We start from the raw sequence: 17,813 nt of genomic DNA on the forward strand, positions 1-17,813 counted from the left end.
TAAAGGCAAAGATAAGAAATGTTTTTTGTAAAGCACACATTTACTCCAAAAACGTGCTTTACAGATAACGTTTATGCGAGAAAAACGTGTTTTACAGATAACAGTTCGGTTACTATTCTATGAATTTTTTCAGTGTAGAAACGATGAAAACCAAGTAGTAAATCTTATCTTTGCAATAGACGAATCAATAACAAACCGACTATGAACCTACGCTTAATACTTGTATCAATACTTACTATCTTGCTTGCTGCCTGCACAACACGACCCGACTACAATAAAGTGTTGGTACAAGCAGACTCACTAATGATATCACGACCCGACAGTGCGCTGCACTTGCTGAAAGATTACGCAGTAAATAACTTAAAAACAAAGGCAGACAAAGCCTATTATGCACTACTGCTGACGGAAGCACAGGATAAAAACTACATTCAGCAAACGGATGATTCACTGATACGGACAGCCGTGCGCTACTATGACGCACAAGAGGATGCCGCTATGCAGGCGCGAGCATATTACCTTTGGGGAAGCGTTTACCGAGACAAGAACAAACAAGCAGAAGCTGTAGAGAAATATCTCAAGGCGACCGGTTTTGCACAAAAAGCAGAAGACAAAGCATTACTTGGACGAATATACGCCAATGCGGGCTACATTTATTACCTGCAAGAGTTCTATGAAAAAGCAGATTCCGCTTATAGGCAAGCTGAGCAAATAGGTCTCCAGCTAAGAGACACTTCCCTTTGGATTTCAAGCCTCACCATGCAAGGAGAAATGCAACTTTATCAGAAGCACTATCTGCAAGCAGAAGAAAAACTGCGGCAAGCGCTAAAGATTTCAAAAGGCTTTAAACAGAATGAGATAAAAGCAGGCATTTATTCTGCACTAAGTTCGCTATATGCCAGAACCGGAAAAGACTTGAAATCACTACACTATGCCAAGCAGAACTTCAGCCTGCAAAGAGACACAATGCATTGTTATCGCACTTTCTTGAAATTAGGAGACGCTTATTACCAAACGGGACAATACGACTCGGCCACCATATATATAAGGAAAAGCTTGTCATCACCCAGTCATACCACTAAAGCCGGAGCATATATGCGCCTGGCTGATATCGCAAAAGCTCAAGGCGATGTCGCACTGTCTCTTAACATGGAACGACTATATTCAGCCTATAAAGACAGTGCAAACTTATCTCGGCAAAAAGCCGAAATCATAGAAGCCGAACAAACCATAAAGATACAACATCAACGGACACGACACGAATATTACTTGAAAGAATATCGTTATTACATCCTCATTTTGATACTCATTGGTATTCTAAGCATTTGTCTACTACGAAAGCGCTATCTGAAGAAACTCAACAGACAAAGAGAAAAAAACCTCTTAAAAGAAAGAGAGCTGCACCAACAATACCTTTTATCGAAAGAAGAAACGAAACGGAAAGAAGAACAAATAGCCATCTTGCAACAAAAAATTGAACAGCACTACTTAGACGAAGTTCAAAAAGAACAAATGCAGAAGAAACTAAAGGAATTGAACAAGCAACACACCTTGCTGCTAAAGAAAACGCTGCAATATTCCGATGTCTATACCAAAATGAAACGAATTATTTCAGACTACAGAGAATACAGGAAGTCCAAGGAATCATTAACAGACGACGAATGGAGTAGATTCATGGTAGAAACAGATAAAAGCGGCTTTCTCCTGAAACTGGCCGCCGAACATAAACTTAATAAAAAGGAAATCTATTATTGCCATTTACTATTAGCCGACTTTTCTATAGAGGAAAGAATGCTGATTTTGCAAATTGCCCGTGCCACTATCTATCGGATAGAGCAACAAATCTTTCAGAAAATAGGCGTCCCCTATCAGGCAAAAGAATTACCCAAGCTACTAAGAGGCATAATAAGCAGCGTTTCTACCAATGTATGAGACATGTCTCATGCTAAATGAGACAAATTACACCCAAAATGAGACATTTTCTATTTGACAAATACAAAAAAATCACACTAACTTTGCCATAACAAAAAACAAAGAAGCATGAAACGAATCTTATACCTAACAGCTTTAGCTTTGCTCTTTATAATAACGAGCACAACAACTTCCAAAGCCGAAGAACTCGTTAATAACAGCAGAGAGATTACACTCACTGTAACCCAAGATGACACAAGAGATTTAGGGCAAGGACATGATGTGGAACCGGACGATATTAAAGTACCCCGTAGCATCATTCTTCAACCTGCTTATGCTTATCTATATAATAATGTGGTAAGTCTTGATTTCACTGAGACATTCTCTGCTGTCATCGTCACTATAACCAATAATGCAACCGGTGAAACCGTCTATTCAGAGACCTGTAGCAACCCTGCCACTCTTAACATAGACCTAAGTAGTGAAAGCAGTGGGAACTATCTCATTGAGATAGAAGCAGATGACACCCGATTGGAAGGAAATTTCTCTCTATAACAACATTAATATTTAGAATCACTTATGACGGCAGTTGATAACACCGGCATCGTTCTTTATCGCTATTTGCGGGCTTTGTCCGTAAAAGTGAGCCGGAGCACTGTGTCCCGCCTGCTCGATACCCCCGTAGGCAGTAGCATACGGGGTGTCAGCGATGCACTGGACGCACTGCACATAAAGAACGAGGTGTATCAACTCCCACCGTCACCCGATTACTTTTTCCAATTGGATGCACCCTTCATCACAATGCTGCAAGTGGACAAAAATCCATTCTGCGTAGTGACAAAAAAGGACGATTTCATCGTAGAATTCTCCCGTTCGGAGGGCAGAACGCAATGCATAAAAGTGGACACTTTTCTGAAGAAATGGGCAGGAACAGTGCTACTGGGAGAAACTACCGGAGAAACTCCTTCCGATTCTTTCTATATCTGGAAGAACATCGGCTACCGCCTCTTTAAGTTTAAAGCCGTAATTGCCCTATTCTTAATCTTGGCTTTGGGTTTTCTCTGTACGTTCCGACAAGAATATTCCCCAACCTTAATTGCTTATTTAGCAACATTAAGCCTTGGCATATTTGTATCCATTGCCATTATCTATAAAGAACAGTTCAATGACAGCTTTCTGGAACGTTTCTGTCATATCGGGCGAGCAGTGGACTGTAATAAAGTACTCCGTTCCAAGGGAGCAAACATAGCAGGAGTAAGTTTAGGAGAACTTTCCTTACTCTATTTCTCCACTTTATTCCTTTTCAGTACTTTGTGCCCAACGGACTTCTACGGTATAGCCTCCCTTTGTTGTGCGGCAGCCCTTTGCTTCACCCTCTATTCCGTCATCTATCAAATTTTCATCTTCCGCAAAGGTTGCATGCTCTGTATGCTGGTGAACATTACGATATGGATAAGTGCCGCTATACTCTACGGAAGCAGTCGCAATCTGACATTCCCAATTTCTTTGTCTGCTTTATCAACGTTAGCAGCTATCGGATGTATTTGTTTGATTACCGGAATATCCATAAAGGCTTTACTCAAAGACCGCAAAGAAAAAATTGCATTGCAACGTAGGATAACATCCTTACTAAAGCCTGAAGTATTTCAACGCTTGCTACCGATCGAAGCACATATAGAAAAACCGATAGCAGCGGAATTAGCTTTATCAAATCAAGGCGGGAACAGCAATCGCCTGATGATTGTCACTAATCCGAATTGCGGAAACTGCGCTAAAGTACACCGGCATATCAAGGAACTCGCATCAGCCGTTCCCATGGCAATGGTGTTACTGACTTTTCCGAACGACAAAGTGGGTGAGCACGTTGCACAGACCATCATCACAGCCTACCGGGCGGAAGGATGGCAGCGCGCCATGCAAATGCTGGAAGAGTGGTATAAAAACAAACGGATAAGCGAAGCGGACAAATATCCCGTTACTCCCGAAGCCGAACAGATTTGGAGAGAGCAGCAGGAGTACTGCCGGAAGCAAGGGATAAACAAAACCCCCGTTGGTATAGTTGCTGGGTATTATATATCGGATGTATATCCGCTATCGGAATTAAAATATGTATTAACATAAAGATATTGGTTTCGCGAACCAAGCAGGAGATTAAGGGACGCCAAGAATCTCAAGTTAACTTAATTATTAATCTTAAAATAATTCGTATTATGAAAGATTTTGCTAAATTTGAAGCATTTAGACTTGAAAAGAGTCAGATGGCTAAAGTAAGTGGAGGTGTAACCTGCCAAGTATATTACAGCGATGGAATGGGAGGTTCTTTTGCTCAATCTTACGATACTACTGATGCAAAGGCTATGCAGGAAGCTTTACAGAAACAACATCCGGATGGAAAAGCCTCTTGTTGGTAACAAGTGCCCGTTACAATCTACGTAACTTGCCAAAGAATTCGGGGAAGATGGTTATCCCTTTTCCCCGATATTTACAACAATTTCACAACAACATACAACGTCATGAAATATTTTATTTATTTATTCGCAGTGCTAATGTTCTCCTTTGGATTTCATCCTAACGAAACTTCCAAAGACAAAGAGTTAGTGTACAAAAACACGAAAGTGATTCTAAATGTAGATGATTATATTTGCAGCGAAGATCAGTGGGTATATGTTCATGACTATAAATGTTGGATTTCCGGAAATGAACATTTTTTTTTCGATTCGGCGTTTATTGCAAAAGGTCAACACCAAGTAGAACTCAACTTTAAAATTCCGTGTGCTATAAAAGCTAGATTATCATTTTCCAAAAATGGCCCTTTGGATCTTGGATTTGTAGCAGAGCGAGACTCTTGTCTTATTCTGAATATAGATGAATCTTCTCCTTATCTAAATATTGATTGCTGCATAAAGGCAGTTCAAGGAACTCTACATAACTTCTTCTACAAATTGACTCAAGAAACTAGTAAGTTTAGAAACAAGATACAACTTTACGCAGAAAAAGATCAGATAGACAGTATTCGCATATTAAGTGACCATTACCTTCAGCAGCTAACAAAGTGTATAGATGAAACAACTGAACCTGCAGTAGCATACGAGTGTCTTGCAATTATGAAATACGTTATTCCGGGTGTAAATACAAGTGAACTCTTTCCTAAATATGCTTCGAAATTTGATTGGTATCCTGCCCTAAAATCATTTTATGATCCATCGGCTGTCGTACCGCCTTCCGAAGAAGCCCGAAAATCATCTGCCCGATATGGAAAGTTACGTAAAGAAAGAATGCAATGTACTCTGATAAATAAAGATTTAGGCAATCATTTGGACTTAACCTTTAAAGATGTCAATGGAAAGGAAATTGCCACCAAGGATATTAGCACTCCCTATATATTTGTGGATTTTTGGGCAAGTTGGTGCAGGCCTTGCAGAAAAGAAATTCCCAACATAAAACAGGCTGTAGCCAAATATAAAGATGACCTGACCATTTATGCCGTTTCTTTGGACAATAAACGGGAGGCTTGGCAAAAAGCCATAAAGGAGGACAGCACTCAAGAATTCCTGCAAGTGATAGGAACTCTCCGAAACGAGTCACCCACACTCCTGCTGAGACAACTGGACATACAAACAATTCCCGCAAACTTCTTGCTGGATAAAGAAAGGCGCATTGTAGCCAAAGACTTACGTGGTGAACAACTGATGCAAACACTTGACAGCCTTATCAATCAATGAAATCTTTCCCCCATTACATCCAGCACGATGTCATGGATTGCGGCCCCACCTGCCTACGTATGGTCTCCGCCTTCTACGGAAAGCGTTATTCATTGGAAGGATTGAGGGAAAAGTCATTCATCACCCGCGAAGGAGTCTCCATGCTGGGTATCAGCGAAGCGGCGGAGAAACTCGGCCTGCGGAGCATCTGCGTGCAAGTAAGTTATGAAATGCTGCTGGAAGCTCCCCTGCCCTGCATCGTGCATTGGAACCAGCAACACTTCGTAGTAGTCTACCGAATAAACAGCAAGCATGTTTGGGTAGCTGACCCCGGGGCAGGGAAACTGAAATATACCCGTGAAGAATTCTGCCGTTGCTGGCTGAGCGCAAAGAAAGACGGAGAAGACACGGGAGTGGCATTATTGCTGGAGCCGACACCGGAATTCTACATCATGGAAGATGAAGGAGAAGCGGTGAACTATAAAGGTTTCGGCTTTCTGTACTCATACCTAAAACCTTACAAACAACTGGTGGGGCAACTGCTATTGGGCTTGTTGCTGGGCAGCATGATACAACTTATGCTGCCCTTCCTCACGCAGAGCATCGTAGATTTCGGTATTAACAACCAGAATCTCGGCTTCATCTATCTGGTACTCATCGCTCAACTGATGCTCACCTTCAGCAGCAGCGCCGTAGAGTTCATCCGAGGATGGATATTGCTGCACCTGGGCACACGCATCAACATCGCCCTTATCTCCGATTTCCTTATCAAACTGATGAAGCTCCCTATGGGATACTTCGACACCAAAATGACGGGCGACATCCTGCAACGCATCAACGACCACACCCGCATACAAAACTTCCTGACAGGAAGCAGCCTCAGCGTAGTGTTCTCTACCTTCAACATCGTGATATTCGGCATTGTACTGCTGGTGTACAGCGGCATGATATTCCTTATCTTCATGGGAGGAAGCGCCCTCTACATAGCCTACGTATGGCTCTTCATGAAGAAGCGCGCGGAGCTGGACCACAAGCGTTTTGCACAACAAAGCGCCAACCAGAGCACCGTAGTGCAACTGGTGAACGGAATGCAGGAAATAAAGCTGAGTGCCTGCGAGAGGCAGAAGCGCTGGGAATGGGAGCGCATCCAGGCGCGGCTGTTCAAAGTAAATATCAAAAGCCTTGCCTTGAGGCAATATCAGGATTCGGGAGCAGTGCTCATCAACCAGACAAAGAATATCGTGATTACAGGTTTGGTGGCCTCGCTGGTGGTGCAAGGACAAATGACGCTGGGTATGATGCTTTCCGTGCAGTACATCATCGGGCAGCTGAACAGCCCGATAAACGACCTCATCGCCTTTGCCCGTGACATGCAAGACGCACGCCTCAGCACAAACCGGTTGAGCGAGGTACGGGACAAGCCCGACGAGGAAGATCCGGCAAAGGAGTTGATAAGGGAGATACCTATAGGGAAAGACCTCAGGATAGAAAAACTAAGCTTCAAATATGATCCGCTGAATGAAACACCCACGCTGGACAACATCAGCCTGGATATAGGATCGGGCAAGCAGACCGCCATCGTAGGCATGAGCGGGAGCGGAAAAACCACATTGGTAAAACTGCTGCTGGGGTTCTATCCGCCTGCAAGCGGGCAAATATTGCTGGGCGATATACCTTTGGAGAACTTCAGCATCAGGGAGTGGAGAAAACGCTGCGGCGTAGTGATGCAGGACGGCTTCATCTTCTCGGACAGCATCGCGGGAAACATTGCCCCCGGAGTGGAGCACATCGACAAGGCACGGTTGCAGCATGCGGCAGAAGTGGCGAACATACAGGGATTTATCGGAGACTTGCCGCTGGGCTACAATACCCGGATAGGCCAGGAAGGACACGGACTGAGCCAGGGGCAGAAGCAGCGTATTCTCATTGCCCGCGCCGTATACAAGAATCCGGAATTCATCTTCTTTGATGAAGCCACCAACGCACTGGACGCCAACAACGAACGCATCATCATGGAGAACCTGCAAAAGTTCTTTGAAGGAAGAACATCGGTAATAGTAGCCCATCGGCTGAGCACTGTGCGCCATGCAGACCGGATCGTAGTAATAGAACAGGGACGGATAGCCGAAGAGGGAACACATGAGGAACTGATTGCAAGGGAAGGAAGATATTACAAGCTGGTGAAGAATCAGTTGGAGCTATAAGTGGGAGTGGATGGAAAAAGAGACGAAAGACATAGAATTGAGATGCGAGGAAGTGCAGGAGATACTGACACGACCGCCGCATACGCTGATACGGTGGGGCATCACGGTGTTCTTCATCGTGCTGGCCCTCTTCTTTATCGGCGGCTGCTTCTTTAAATATCCCGACGTGATAAGCGCCCCGGTCACCATCACCACGGAGCATCCGCCCGTATGGATTGTGGCACGGGGAAACGGAAAGATAAAAGAAGTGTATCACAAGGACCGGGATTCGGTATGGACCGAAGACATCATTGCCGTGCTCGAGAATCCGGCTGCAACGGAAGATGTGCTGCTGCTGAAAAAGGAATTGGATGCCTTCAGCCCGGCAGACAGCAGCGTATGCACAAAGTTGTTTCCCGAAAGACTGATATTGGGAAGCATACAGAATGCATACGCCTCATTCCTGAAAAGCCTGACGGATTACCGGAATTTCCTTTCGCTGGACCTCTATAAGCAGAAGATAGAGGCCACCCGAAAAGAATTGCAGGAATACCGGAACTACATAGCCCACCTGAAAAAGCAGGCGGAACTGGATAAGGAGCAGGTGCAGATAGCCGAGACTTCGCACCGCAGGGAAAAGAAACTCTTCGACGAAGGGCTGACCGCACAGTCGGAATACGAAGAAGCCAAACAGACCTTCCTGAACAAACAGCAGGGGCGGGAGCAGTTAATGACTTCCCTCTCGTCCGCCAAAATACAGGAAGCGCAACTGCAACAGAACATCGTAGAAACCCAAATGGAGCAAAGCCGCGAAGCCAACAACCTGCTGACGGCATTGAAGGCCGCCCGCAATGAGTTACAGGTCAGCATCAACGACTGGGAACTGGCATATCTGTTCACGAGCCCGGCAAGCGGCATACTGTCCTACAACAATATCTGGCAAAAGAACCAGAACGTCAACAGTGGAGACAAGGTATTCTCGATAGTGGCACAGGAGACAGGGGACATCATCGGAAAGATAAAACTCCCCGTCGGCGGTTCGGGAAAAGTGATGCCCGGTCAGCGGGTGAACATCAGTGTAACGGGTTATCCGTACATGGAATTCGGCTTCCTCACAGGCAAGGTTATGTCTGTCTCCCTGCTGGCAGATGACGAGAGTACCTATACCGTCACCATAAGCCTGCCGCAGGATTTACGCACTTCATACAACAAGACGTTGGAGTTCAAAGGAGAAATGACTGGCACAGCGGAGGTGATGACAGACGAACGGAGCGTAACCGAGAGATTGCTCAGTCCGCTACGCTATTTGTGGGAGAAGTATTTATAAAAAAAGTAAACCGTTTCTGCCCTCGCGGGTAAAAACGGTTAAGTCAATAATACATGAAAAAACGCTATTTAGAGAGAGTCTCTTCTATTATGAATAATCTATATCAAGATTGTTCTCAGACCGGAAGAACTTTCATAAAGTATCAATTCTTCAAATCCGATACAAAGGTAAAGAATCCCGAAGAGACTAACAAATAAAATCTACCAATTGGCAAATATTATCGACCAAAAGCCTCCGGAGTGCAAATGAAAAAAAAAGTATAAATAGCGCACTGAATAATATATTTACGTAACTTTGCTCTCTAATTCAAAAAAGAGAATCGTATGGAAACTACCAGACAGAACAAAATAGCCCGCCTGCTCCAAAAAGAGTTGAGCGACATCTTCTTGTTGCAAACCAAGTCAATGCCCGGTATACTGATTTCGGTCAGTGCCGTACGCATCAGCCCCGATATGAGTGTGGCACGTGCCTACCTCAGCGTATTCCCTTCGGAAAAGAGCGAAGAAATCATCAAGAACGTCAATGCGAACATGAAGTCCATCCGCTTTGAACTGGGCACACGTGTACGCCACCAGTTGCGCATCATTCCCGAGCTGAAGTTCTTCGTGGACGATTCGCTGGACTACCTGGAACGGATTGATGAATTGCTGAAATAGTGAATCTTCCGTTCTACATAGCCCGCCGGTATCTCTTCTCCAAGAAGAAGCACAATGCCATCAATATCATCTCCGGTATTTCGGTATGCGGGGTGGCGTTGGCAACTTTGGCGCTGGTGTGTACCCTCTCCGTGTTCAACGGCTTTCAGGATATGGTAGCGGGGTTCTTTACCGCCTTCGACCCCGAACTGAAGATTACCATCCGGGAAGGAAAAGTATTCGACCCGAATGAAGGGCGCGTCCGGCAAGTACGCGCCCTGCCCGAGATTGACATCTGGACGGAAACCCTGGAAGAGAACGCCATGGTGCAGTATAAAGATCGCCAGGCCATGGCCGTCATCAAGGGAGTGGAAGATAACTTCGAACAGCTCACCTCCATTGACAGTTTGCTGTACGGCACGGGAGAATTTATACTGAAAGATTCTCTGGTAGATTACGGCGTGCTGGGAGTGGAGCTGATATCCGAACTGGGAACGGGCATCCAGTTTGTAGACCCGCTGCAAGTCTATGCTCCCAAGCGAAACGTACGGGTAAACATAGCCAACCCTACCGCTGCTTTCAACCGGGATTACCTCTTCTCGCCCGGAGCAGTCTTTGTAGTGAACCAGCAAAAGTACGATGCCCGCTATATACTGACCTCCCTCAGCTTTGCACGCCGTCTGTTCAATTATGATACGGAGGTTTCTGCCATCGAACTAAAGCTGAAACCCGGTTCCAACGTCAACGCTGTGCAAAAGAAAATGGAGAATATACTTGGCGACCGCTTTGTCGTGCTGAATCGTTATGAACAGCAGGCCGACGTTTTCCGCATCATGGAAATCGAAAAGTTCATTTCTTACCTCTTCCTTACCTTTATACTTGCCATTGCATGCTTCAACGTCATCGGCTCACTGTCCATGCTGATACTGGACAAACGTGAAGACGTGGAAACACTCCGCAACTTGGGAGCGGACGACCGTCTCATTGCCCGCATATTCCTTTTTGAAGGACGACTGATTTCCGTCTTCGGTGCATTTTTCGGTATCATTTTAGGATTGCTACTATGCTTCCTGCAACAACACTTCGGACTCATTTCATTGGGAGGAGGCAACGGTAGCTTCGTGGTCGATGCCTATCCGGTAAGTGTACACCTGACGGATGTGATACTGGTATTTGTGACTGTCATCGCCGTAGGTTTCCTGTCTGTCTGGTACCCGGTAAGGTATCTCAGCAAACGGTTACTTTAGTACTTTTTTACAAGGAAAGCAGGCATTCCTATTACGCTACACATCTTTTAACGCTTATTCTCACTTTATTTGAATTTAATTCGTACTTTTGTAAAAGATACAACAAAACACAAATTGTATGAGATTCTATATTTCCCTATTACTGTTAGTATTTCTTCCTTCTGTTGGTTATGCCATCAATGACAGCTTACAGATAGAAGCCGATAAATATATGCAGGCACAACAGTATGAAGCGGCTGCAAAGTTATACGAAGAGATCGGGAATAAATCGGATTCCGCTTACCAAGAGGCAAACTCAAAAAAAATAAATGACCTACGCAAGGCTTATTCCATCAAAGAACTGGAGCTTGCCAATAAGCAACAACAAAATCATATCCTGCTACTAGCACTAATCATTCTGCCTATCGGCATTTTTATTGCCGTCGGCAGCATCATCTTCCTGAGCAAACAAAGAAAGAAACTCACCCTCTCGCAACGGAAACTCCAAGAGGCGCAGAAGGAAGTGGAAAAATCCATATACAATAAAAGCCTGTTCCTGTCGAATATGAGCCACGAGATACGCACTCCTTTGAATGCGTTGTCCGGCTTCTCGGATATACTGACGACTCCGGGCATCGACGAAGAAACACGCAAACAATGTAATGACATCATCCAGCTGAACTCCCGCTTGCTGTTGAATTTGGTAAACGACATAGTGGACATCTCCTGTCTGGACCTGACGAACATAAAGTTTAACCTCACAACGTGCGATGCAATTCCTCTTTGCGAAGGCATCATCCAGACACTGGAAGGCATCAAGCAAACACAGGCGGAAATCTCTTTCGAATCGTCACTTTCCGCACTGGAGATAGAAACCGATACCATGAGGCTGCATCAAGTGCTCATCAACATATTGGTGAATGCAACAAAGTTTACCAAAGAGGGCAGCATCGTCTTGGGACTTGAACTGAACGAACAGGGCATGGCCCAGTTCTCCGTGACCGACACCGGCTGCGGCATTCCGCCGGAGAAACAAGGCAAGATATTCGAACGCTTCGAGCGCGTCAATGAGAAGGCACAGGGAACAGGACTCGGTCTGTCCATCTGCCAACTTATCATCACCCGTCTCGGAGGGGAAATTTGGATCGATCCGGAATACACAGACGGATGCCGTTTCGTCTTTACTCATCCTTTAAAGCAGGAGGAAAAGAAATGAAGAAAGCAATACTCATCCTCCTATTTTTGAACGCCGTTCTTTGCGGAGGAAAGATACAAGCATCAGAATCCGACACTGATCAGTCACGCGACAGCATCTTCCGGGTAGCTGCCTCGCAGCCTAACGACACATTGCGTTCCAAGTTCCTCAGGGGGATATTCGAACAGCAAATCAGCCGGGAATCGGCTATGGAATATCTGGATTCGGCGTACGCACTCAGCATCAGGAAGCAGTTGAATACTGAAGAACTATGGGCACTCTTCGACTATTGCCGCCGCTATGAATTCTGCAGCGACATAGTCAATATGGATAAGTATCTTCAACTGCTGAAAGATGCCAGCAGCCGATATAAGATATATACATTTTACTATACTGCATGGATGGCGATGCTCCAGATGCGATGTATGCAGGGAGACACCGAGTACGCCATCCTGGAAGCCAAAAAAGTGCGTGAAGAAGCCGCTTCCTTAAAACAAGAGAACGGCGTTTTCATCGCTTCCCTTGCATTGGCGCAGGCATATTACTTTGCCAAACAAGATAAAGACGCCATCGAAGTCTACGAACGGGTTTTAAAAGAAAATCCCGACGCAAACAACAACGCATTGTTGTCTATTTACGGCAGACTGGCCGAACTCTATAAAAAAGAAAAGAAGTATCCGGAAGCTCTTCATAAATTGCAGCAACGACTTGATGTAATGAACAAGATAAGTGGAGGAGCTCCGCTATCGGATACGTACAGAAGTGTATTCTTAGGAATAGAGAATGCGTTCTGCACCATCTATATGGAAACCGGAGATAGAGAAAAGATGAGACAGCATCTGGAACAGGCCCGGAAATATTGCGATGAAAGCAGTTTCTTTGCAGGGATGATGGACTATTATGCTTTGTGGGGAGATTACTATCGACTCAACAAAGAGTGGGACAAGTCTCTCGCAGAATTCGACCGGGCGCTTTCTATATGTCGGGAAACGGCCCCCCTCCGCACAAACAATATACTCAAAATGAAAGCGGGAACCCTCATGGAAAGTGGCCGTTATAAAGAAGCTGCCGAAATATATCGGGTAGCCGCCCAAAAGAGCGACTCCCTCAACCGGGACATCATACTCCGCCACGAAGAGACTTATGACGCCAACTATACGATACAAAATGCACTGCTTCAAAAAGAAGAACTAAAGAAAGGATATCGACTCGGACAAGTAATTACCGCCGGCATCATTCTAATCTTTTTAATTGTCGTCATAGTCCGCGCCATACATTTAAGAGAATTGTTGCACCGCTCGGAAAAGCAGACCCGCGAAGCGTTCGAAATGATGAAAGCCTGCGACAAAATGAAGGAGCGCTTTTTGCATAACATCACCTTCGAGATACGCATACCGCTGAATAGCGTAGTGGGTTTCTCCGAATTGTTGTCTTCGGAAAGTGGTTTGCAGGAGAGCGAAATAGAGGAATATTCGCTTGCAATAAAAAAGAATTCCATCAAGTTGCTGGCATTGATTAACAATATCCTCGATTTATCGCGCCTGGAAGCCGGCATGATGCGCTTCAATGTGCAGGAATGCGACATCGTACAACTTTGCAAAGAAGCCAAAATGATGATAAACATGCAGTTCCCTCAAATCGTAGAACTGAACTTCCGAACAGACTTGGAGGAATTGATGATCCAAGCGGACAGCAAATGGTTTCTGAAGTTACTGACTGCTCTCTTCTCCGTCCCCGGAGATTATACAGGGGAAGGGTGCAAAGTAGAATATACATTAAGTAAAGCCGGCAAATATCTGACTGTTGTTGTGAAAGGAAGCCCGCTCTACCAATGCTGGGAGGATGAACAAGAACAACGCATCCTGCACGACATAAACCGCCTGTATGTGGAAACTTTCAAAGGGAGCTATCGGGTACTTGGAAAAGAAAATGAGAAGATAGTAGATATTACCTATCCTATCTCCTGATGCCTATTTCTTACGGATGATAGTCAGACCATCACGAAGGGGAAGAATGACTTTCTCGACGCGGACGTCTTGCGCCACCAGGTCGTTGAATGCTTTGATGCCGATAGTTTGCAAGTCTGTGCGGTGGGGGTGCTCTTCGAGCACATGACCGTCCCATAAAGTATTATCGGCGATAATATAGCCACCATCGGAAAGGCGGGCAAGTACCATTTCATAATAATCGATATACTTGCGCTTATCTCCGTCAATGAAAGCAAGATCGAAAGTAAGATCCAACCGAGGCACAAGTTTCAGGGCATCACCAATGTAGAATTTTATTTTATCGGCATAGGGAGACCGCTCCAACCAGGGACGGGTAAAGTCTTCCTGCTCGTCATTGATTTCGAACGTATGCAGTATTCCGTCCCCGGGCAGCCCCTCGGCAATGCAAAGGGCGGAATAGCCGCTATAAGTTCCTATCTCCAACACCTGACGCGGACGTATCATCCTGACAAACATTTTGAGCATGCGTCCCTGCAAATGACCCGAAGCCATGCGGGGATACAGCAATTTGACATGCGTATCGCGATAGAGGGCTTTCAGATAATCGCCCTCTTCGTCGATATGTTGCAGGATATATTCGTCGAGTGTCATAGTGGGTTATAAGTATCTGTTGCTGTTGGGCAACACGCTATCTTCGGCATGCTTCAAAGCATCTTCTACTACATTGATTTCGAGGAAAGAAGTCTGTGTACCTTCTTTGCCGCTACTCAAATAACCCACCATATCGGTAGGACACAAGCGGCCTTCCTTCAACAGGCGGCGCAAAGCGGCAAAGTAATATTCCTGTCCGTTGGCAAGTTCGGGCATATAAATAGCCTCTACACCGTAAGAAAGGGCAAGGTGACGCATCGTCTTTTCCTTGTAGCAAATAGCAAGTACCGGATATTTACCGCGGAAAGCAGCAAGATTGCGAGCGGTACGTCCGCTGTAGCTATCTGTAATAATGGCACGGATTTTCAACTTGGAAGTAGCTTTAACGGCTTGCTTGGCCAGGAAGGCAGTCACGTCGTTACTGTTCTCATCCAAAGGAATACGTATGTCATTATCGGCCAGTTTATCCTTCTCTGCCTGGGCGGCAACCTTGGTCATGGTCTTGACGGCTTCTACAGGATACTTTCCGTAAGCAGTTTCACCACTCAGCATCAAGGCATCCGTACGGTAGTAGATGGCGTTAGCAATATCCGTTACTTCTGCACGGGTGGGACGTGGGTTGGAAATCATGGTGTGAAGCATCTGAGTGGCAACAATAACCGGCTTCTTGGCAAGAATACACTTGCGAATCAGCATACGCTGGATGCCGGGAATACGTTCCTGCGGTACTTCAATGCCGAGGTCGCCACGAGCCACCATCACACCATCCGCTACTTCGAGGATTTCGTCGATATTGTCTACACCTTCCTGGTTCTCGATCTTGGCAACGATACGGATGTCGCTGTTATGAGCATCGAGAATAGCCTTGATATCAAGAATATCCTGCTTGTTGCGTACAAAAGAGTGGGCAATGAAGTCGATGTTCTTCTCGATGGCATAAAGGATATTGATACGGTCTTTCTCCGTCAAGGAAGGCAAATTGATGCGGACACCCGGTACGTTGACACTCTTGCGGCTGCCCAAAGTAGCCTCGTTCTGCACTTCGCAAAGCAGGTAGTCGGGAGTTTTCTCTACAACAACCAGCTCCAGGTCACCATCATCAATCAGGATATGCCCGTCTATATTCAAATCGTGTACAAAGTTGGGATAAGAAACGGATATGCACTCACGTGTAGTTTCCTGATCGGGATTGCCCACTACCTTTACACGGTCGCCCGTCTTAAAAGGAATAGGCTCGGCAAGGATAGTTGTACGCACCTCAGGGCCTTTGGTATCCATCAGAATGGCAATACGGTTGGACACCGCACGTACATTATTTATCAACTTCTCGGAACCTTCGCGGCCAAGATGCGCAGTGTTCATACGCACTACATTCATGCCGGCTTCGAACAACTGCCTTATAAAATCGACATCACAACGCTGGTCAGAAATCGTTGCGACAATTTTGGTTTGCTTTAATAACATAATCTATACCTATCTTATTTACTAATTTATTACTTGGAATGATCCAGCAGCGCTTCCAGAGCCAGACGGTAGGAATTCAATCCGAAACCGAGAATAACTCCCTTGCACGCGCAGGAAATCATGGATACATGGCGAAACGACTCGCGGGCATGCACATTAGAGATATGCACCTCAATCACCGGAGAAGTGACCGAACGGATAGCATCTTGCAGAGCAATGGACGTATGGGTGTAAGCACCCGCATTCAAAATGATGCCGTCCACATCAAAACCTACTTGCTGTATCTTGTCTATCAGCTCTCCTTCAATGTTGGACTGGAAATAGTCAATCTGTACATCCGCATACTTTGTGCGAAGTTCGGCAAGGTAGTCTTCAAAAGTAACACTACCATAAATGGAAGGTTCACGCTTACCCAACAGATTTATGTTGGGACCGTTGATAATTTGTATCCTCATAACACAATTTTTTATACCTTTGTCTCTGAAAGGAATCCGATGCATATCAAGCACGACTGAAATTCCTTCCATACTAAATCAGGCTGCAAAGGTAGAAAAAAGAAATGAAATCAGAAGAAAAATCAACGAATAAGGAGAGACAAGCGCTGATAATCAGAAAGTACCAGCAATACTTGAAGTTGGAAAAATCATTTTCAGCCAACACACTGAATGCTTATCAAGCGGACTTGGAAAAGCTGTTGCATTTCTTGGAAGGAGAAAATATAGGTGTCCTGGACGTCACATTGGACGACTTGCAACGCTTTGCCGCCGGACTGCACGATATCGGCATCCATCCCCGTTCGCAAGCACGTATTTTGTCCGGCATCAAATCGTTCTTTCACTTCCTTGTCATAGCTGATTACCTGGAAGGAGATCCCAGCGAACTGCTCGAAGGCCCCAAAATAGGATTCAAACTGCCGGAAGTATTGACCGTAGAGGAGATAGACCGGATTATAGAAACCGTAGATATGGATAAGAAAGAAGGACAAAGAAACCGTGCCATTCTTGAAACGCTCTATAGCTGCGGTCTGCGTGTATCTGAACTCTGCAATCTGAAACTATCCGATTTATACTTCGACGAAGGCTTCATCAAAGTAGAAGGGAAAGGAAGCAAGCAAAGGCTTGTCCCCATTTCTCCACGCGCCATCAAGGAAATAAAATACTGGCTCATTGACCGCAATCTGGGTAAAATCAAAACAGGATTTGAGGATTATGTGTTCCTGGCACGCTGGGGCAACAACATTTCACGTATCATGGTCTTCCACCTGATTAAGGAATTGGCAGAAAAAGCAGGTATCACCAAAAACATCAGCCCGCACACTTTCCGCCACTCTTTCGCCACCCACCTGCTGGAAGGTGGGGCGAACTTGCGCGCCATACAAAGCATGTTAGGACATGAATCCATCGCTACAACAGAAATTTACACCCACATAGACCGTAATATGCTGCGCAGTGAAATCATAGAACATCATCCACGCAACATAAAATACCACAAAGAGCAGGGAATTCATTAAATTATGATAAAATAGGCTCGCGAGTTAACAAATTGTAAAGGGATTTAATATCTTTGCGTTGTTG

Annotated in this window: 15 protein-coding genes; 12 read left to right on the plus strand and 3 right to left on the minus strand. The window is 45.3% G+C overall.

The features are described 5' to 3' along the window. Positions 1 to 201 precede the first annotated feature (201 nt). The 11 genes from AAE250_RS08015 (at position 202) to AAE250_RS08065 (ending at position 14,142) form a co-directional block, all read left to right on the plus strand. Complete coding sequence (locus tag AAE250_RS08015) at positions 202 to 1,929, plus strand: tetratricopeptide repeat protein (RefSeq protein WP_294596078.1); 1,728 nt, start codon at positions 202 to 204, stop codon at positions 1,927 to 1,929. Positions 1,930 to 2,037: 108 nt separating this feature from the next. Continuing rightward, positions 2,038 to 2,463 carry a DUF3244 domain-containing protein gene (locus AAE250_RS08020; protein WP_294596081.1) on the plus strand — a complete coding sequence of 142 codons (426 nt, stop codon included), beginning with the start codon at positions 2,038 to 2,040 and terminating at the stop codon, positions 2,461 to 2,463. 24 nt (positions 2,464 to 2,487) lie between these two features. Then, the gene (locus AAE250_RS08025) at positions 2,488 to 4,029 is read left to right on the plus strand and encodes a vitamin K epoxide reductase family protein (RefSeq protein WP_294596084.1); all 1,542 of its coding nucleotides are present in this window, start codon (positions 2,488 to 2,490) and stop codon (positions 4,027 to 4,029) included. 89 nt (positions 4,030 to 4,118) lie between these two features. Beyond that, complete coding sequence (locus tag AAE250_RS08030) at positions 4,119 to 4,319, plus strand: hypothetical protein (RefSeq protein WP_294596087.1); 201 nt, start codon at positions 4,119 to 4,121, stop codon at positions 4,317 to 4,319. A 102-nt stretch (positions 4,320 to 4,421) separates the two neighbouring features. After that, positions 4,422 to 5,630 (plus strand): TlpA family protein disulfide reductase, encoded by a 1,209-nt coding sequence (locus tag AAE250_RS08035; RefSeq protein WP_294596089.1) that lies wholly within the window; start codon positions 4,422 to 4,424, stop codon positions 5,628 to 5,630. Next, positions 5,627 to 7,813 carry a peptidase domain-containing ABC transporter gene (locus AAE250_RS08040; RefSeq protein WP_294596092.1) on the plus strand — a complete coding sequence of 729 codons (2,187 nt, stop codon included), beginning with the start codon at positions 5,627 to 5,629 and terminating at the stop codon, positions 7,811 to 7,813. The genes AAE250_RS08035 and AAE250_RS08040 overlap by 4 nt, the downstream gene beginning before the upstream one ends. Before the next feature lie 10 nt (positions 7,814 to 7,823). Then, positions 7,824 to 9,119: an HlyD family secretion protein gene (locus tag AAE250_RS08045; RefSeq protein WP_294596096.1), complete on the plus strand. Its 1,296-nt coding sequence runs from the start codon at positions 7,824 to 7,826 to the stop codon at positions 9,117 to 9,119. 323 nt (positions 9,120 to 9,442) lie between these two features. After that, entirely contained in the window at positions 9,443 to 9,775 is a 333-nt protein-coding gene (gene rbfA / locus AAE250_RS08050; RefSeq protein ID WP_294596099.1) for a 30S ribosome-binding factor RbfA, read from the plus strand. Further along, positions 9,775 to 11,001 carry an FtsX-like permease family protein gene (locus AAE250_RS08055; protein WP_294596102.1) on the plus strand — a complete coding sequence of 409 codons (1,227 nt, stop codon included), beginning with the start codon at positions 9,775 to 9,777 and terminating at the stop codon, positions 10,999 to 11,001. The genes rbfA and AAE250_RS08055 overlap by 1 nt, the downstream gene beginning before the upstream one ends. Before the next feature lie 118 nt (positions 11,002 to 11,119). Next, positions 11,120 to 12,196 carry a sensor histidine kinase gene (locus tag AAE250_RS08060; protein ID WP_294596105.1) on the plus strand — a complete coding sequence of 359 codons (1,077 nt, stop codon included), beginning with the start codon at positions 11,120 to 11,122 and terminating at the stop codon, positions 12,194 to 12,196. After that, positions 12,193 to 14,142: a tetratricopeptide repeat-containing sensor histidine kinase gene (locus AAE250_RS08065; RefSeq protein WP_294596107.1), complete on the plus strand. Its 1,950-nt coding sequence runs from the start codon at positions 12,193 to 12,195 to the stop codon at positions 14,140 to 14,142. The genes AAE250_RS08060 and AAE250_RS08065 overlap by 4 nt, the downstream gene beginning before the upstream one ends. Positions 14,143 to 14,145: 3 nt before the next feature. Here the strand turns inward: AAE250_RS08065 and AAE250_RS08070 are convergent, their stop codons facing one another. Genes AAE250_RS08070 through aroQ form a run of 3 tightly spaced genes read right to left on the minus strand, consistent with a single transcriptional unit; the run spans position 14,146 to position 16,694 of the window. Next, positions 14,146 to 14,775, minus strand: coding sequence for an O-methyltransferase (locus AAE250_RS08070; protein ID WP_294596110.1), 630 nt, complete (start codon positions 14,773 to 14,775; stop codon positions 14,146 to 14,148). A 6-nt stretch (positions 14,776 to 14,781) separates the two neighbouring features. Then, positions 14,782 to 16,239, minus strand: a complete 1,458-nt coding sequence (pyk, locus tag AAE250_RS08075) for a pyruvate kinase (RefSeq protein WP_294596112.1) — start codon at positions 16,237 to 16,239, stop codon at positions 14,782 to 14,784. A gap of 29 nt (positions 16,240 to 16,268) precedes the next feature. Then, positions 16,269 to 16,694, minus strand: a complete 426-nt coding sequence (aroQ, locus tag AAE250_RS08080) for a type II 3-dehydroquinate dehydratase (protein ID WP_294596114.1) — start codon at positions 16,692 to 16,694, stop codon at positions 16,269 to 16,271. 104 nt (positions 16,695 to 16,798) lie between these two features. Here aroQ and xerD point away from each other — a divergent pair, with 104 nt between their 5' ends. After that, positions 16,799 to 17,749: a site-specific tyrosine recombinase XerD gene (xerD, locus tag AAE250_RS08085; RefSeq protein WP_294596117.1), complete on the plus strand. Its 951-nt coding sequence runs from the start codon at positions 16,799 to 16,801 to the stop codon at positions 17,747 to 17,749. The last annotated feature ends 64 nt before the right edge of the window (positions 17,750 to 17,813 follow it).

Source organism: Bacteroides sp. GD17, assembly GCF_038448625.1.
Classification (GTDB): domain Bacteria; phylum Bacteroidota; class Bacteroidia; order Bacteroidales; family Bacteroidaceae; genus Bacteroides.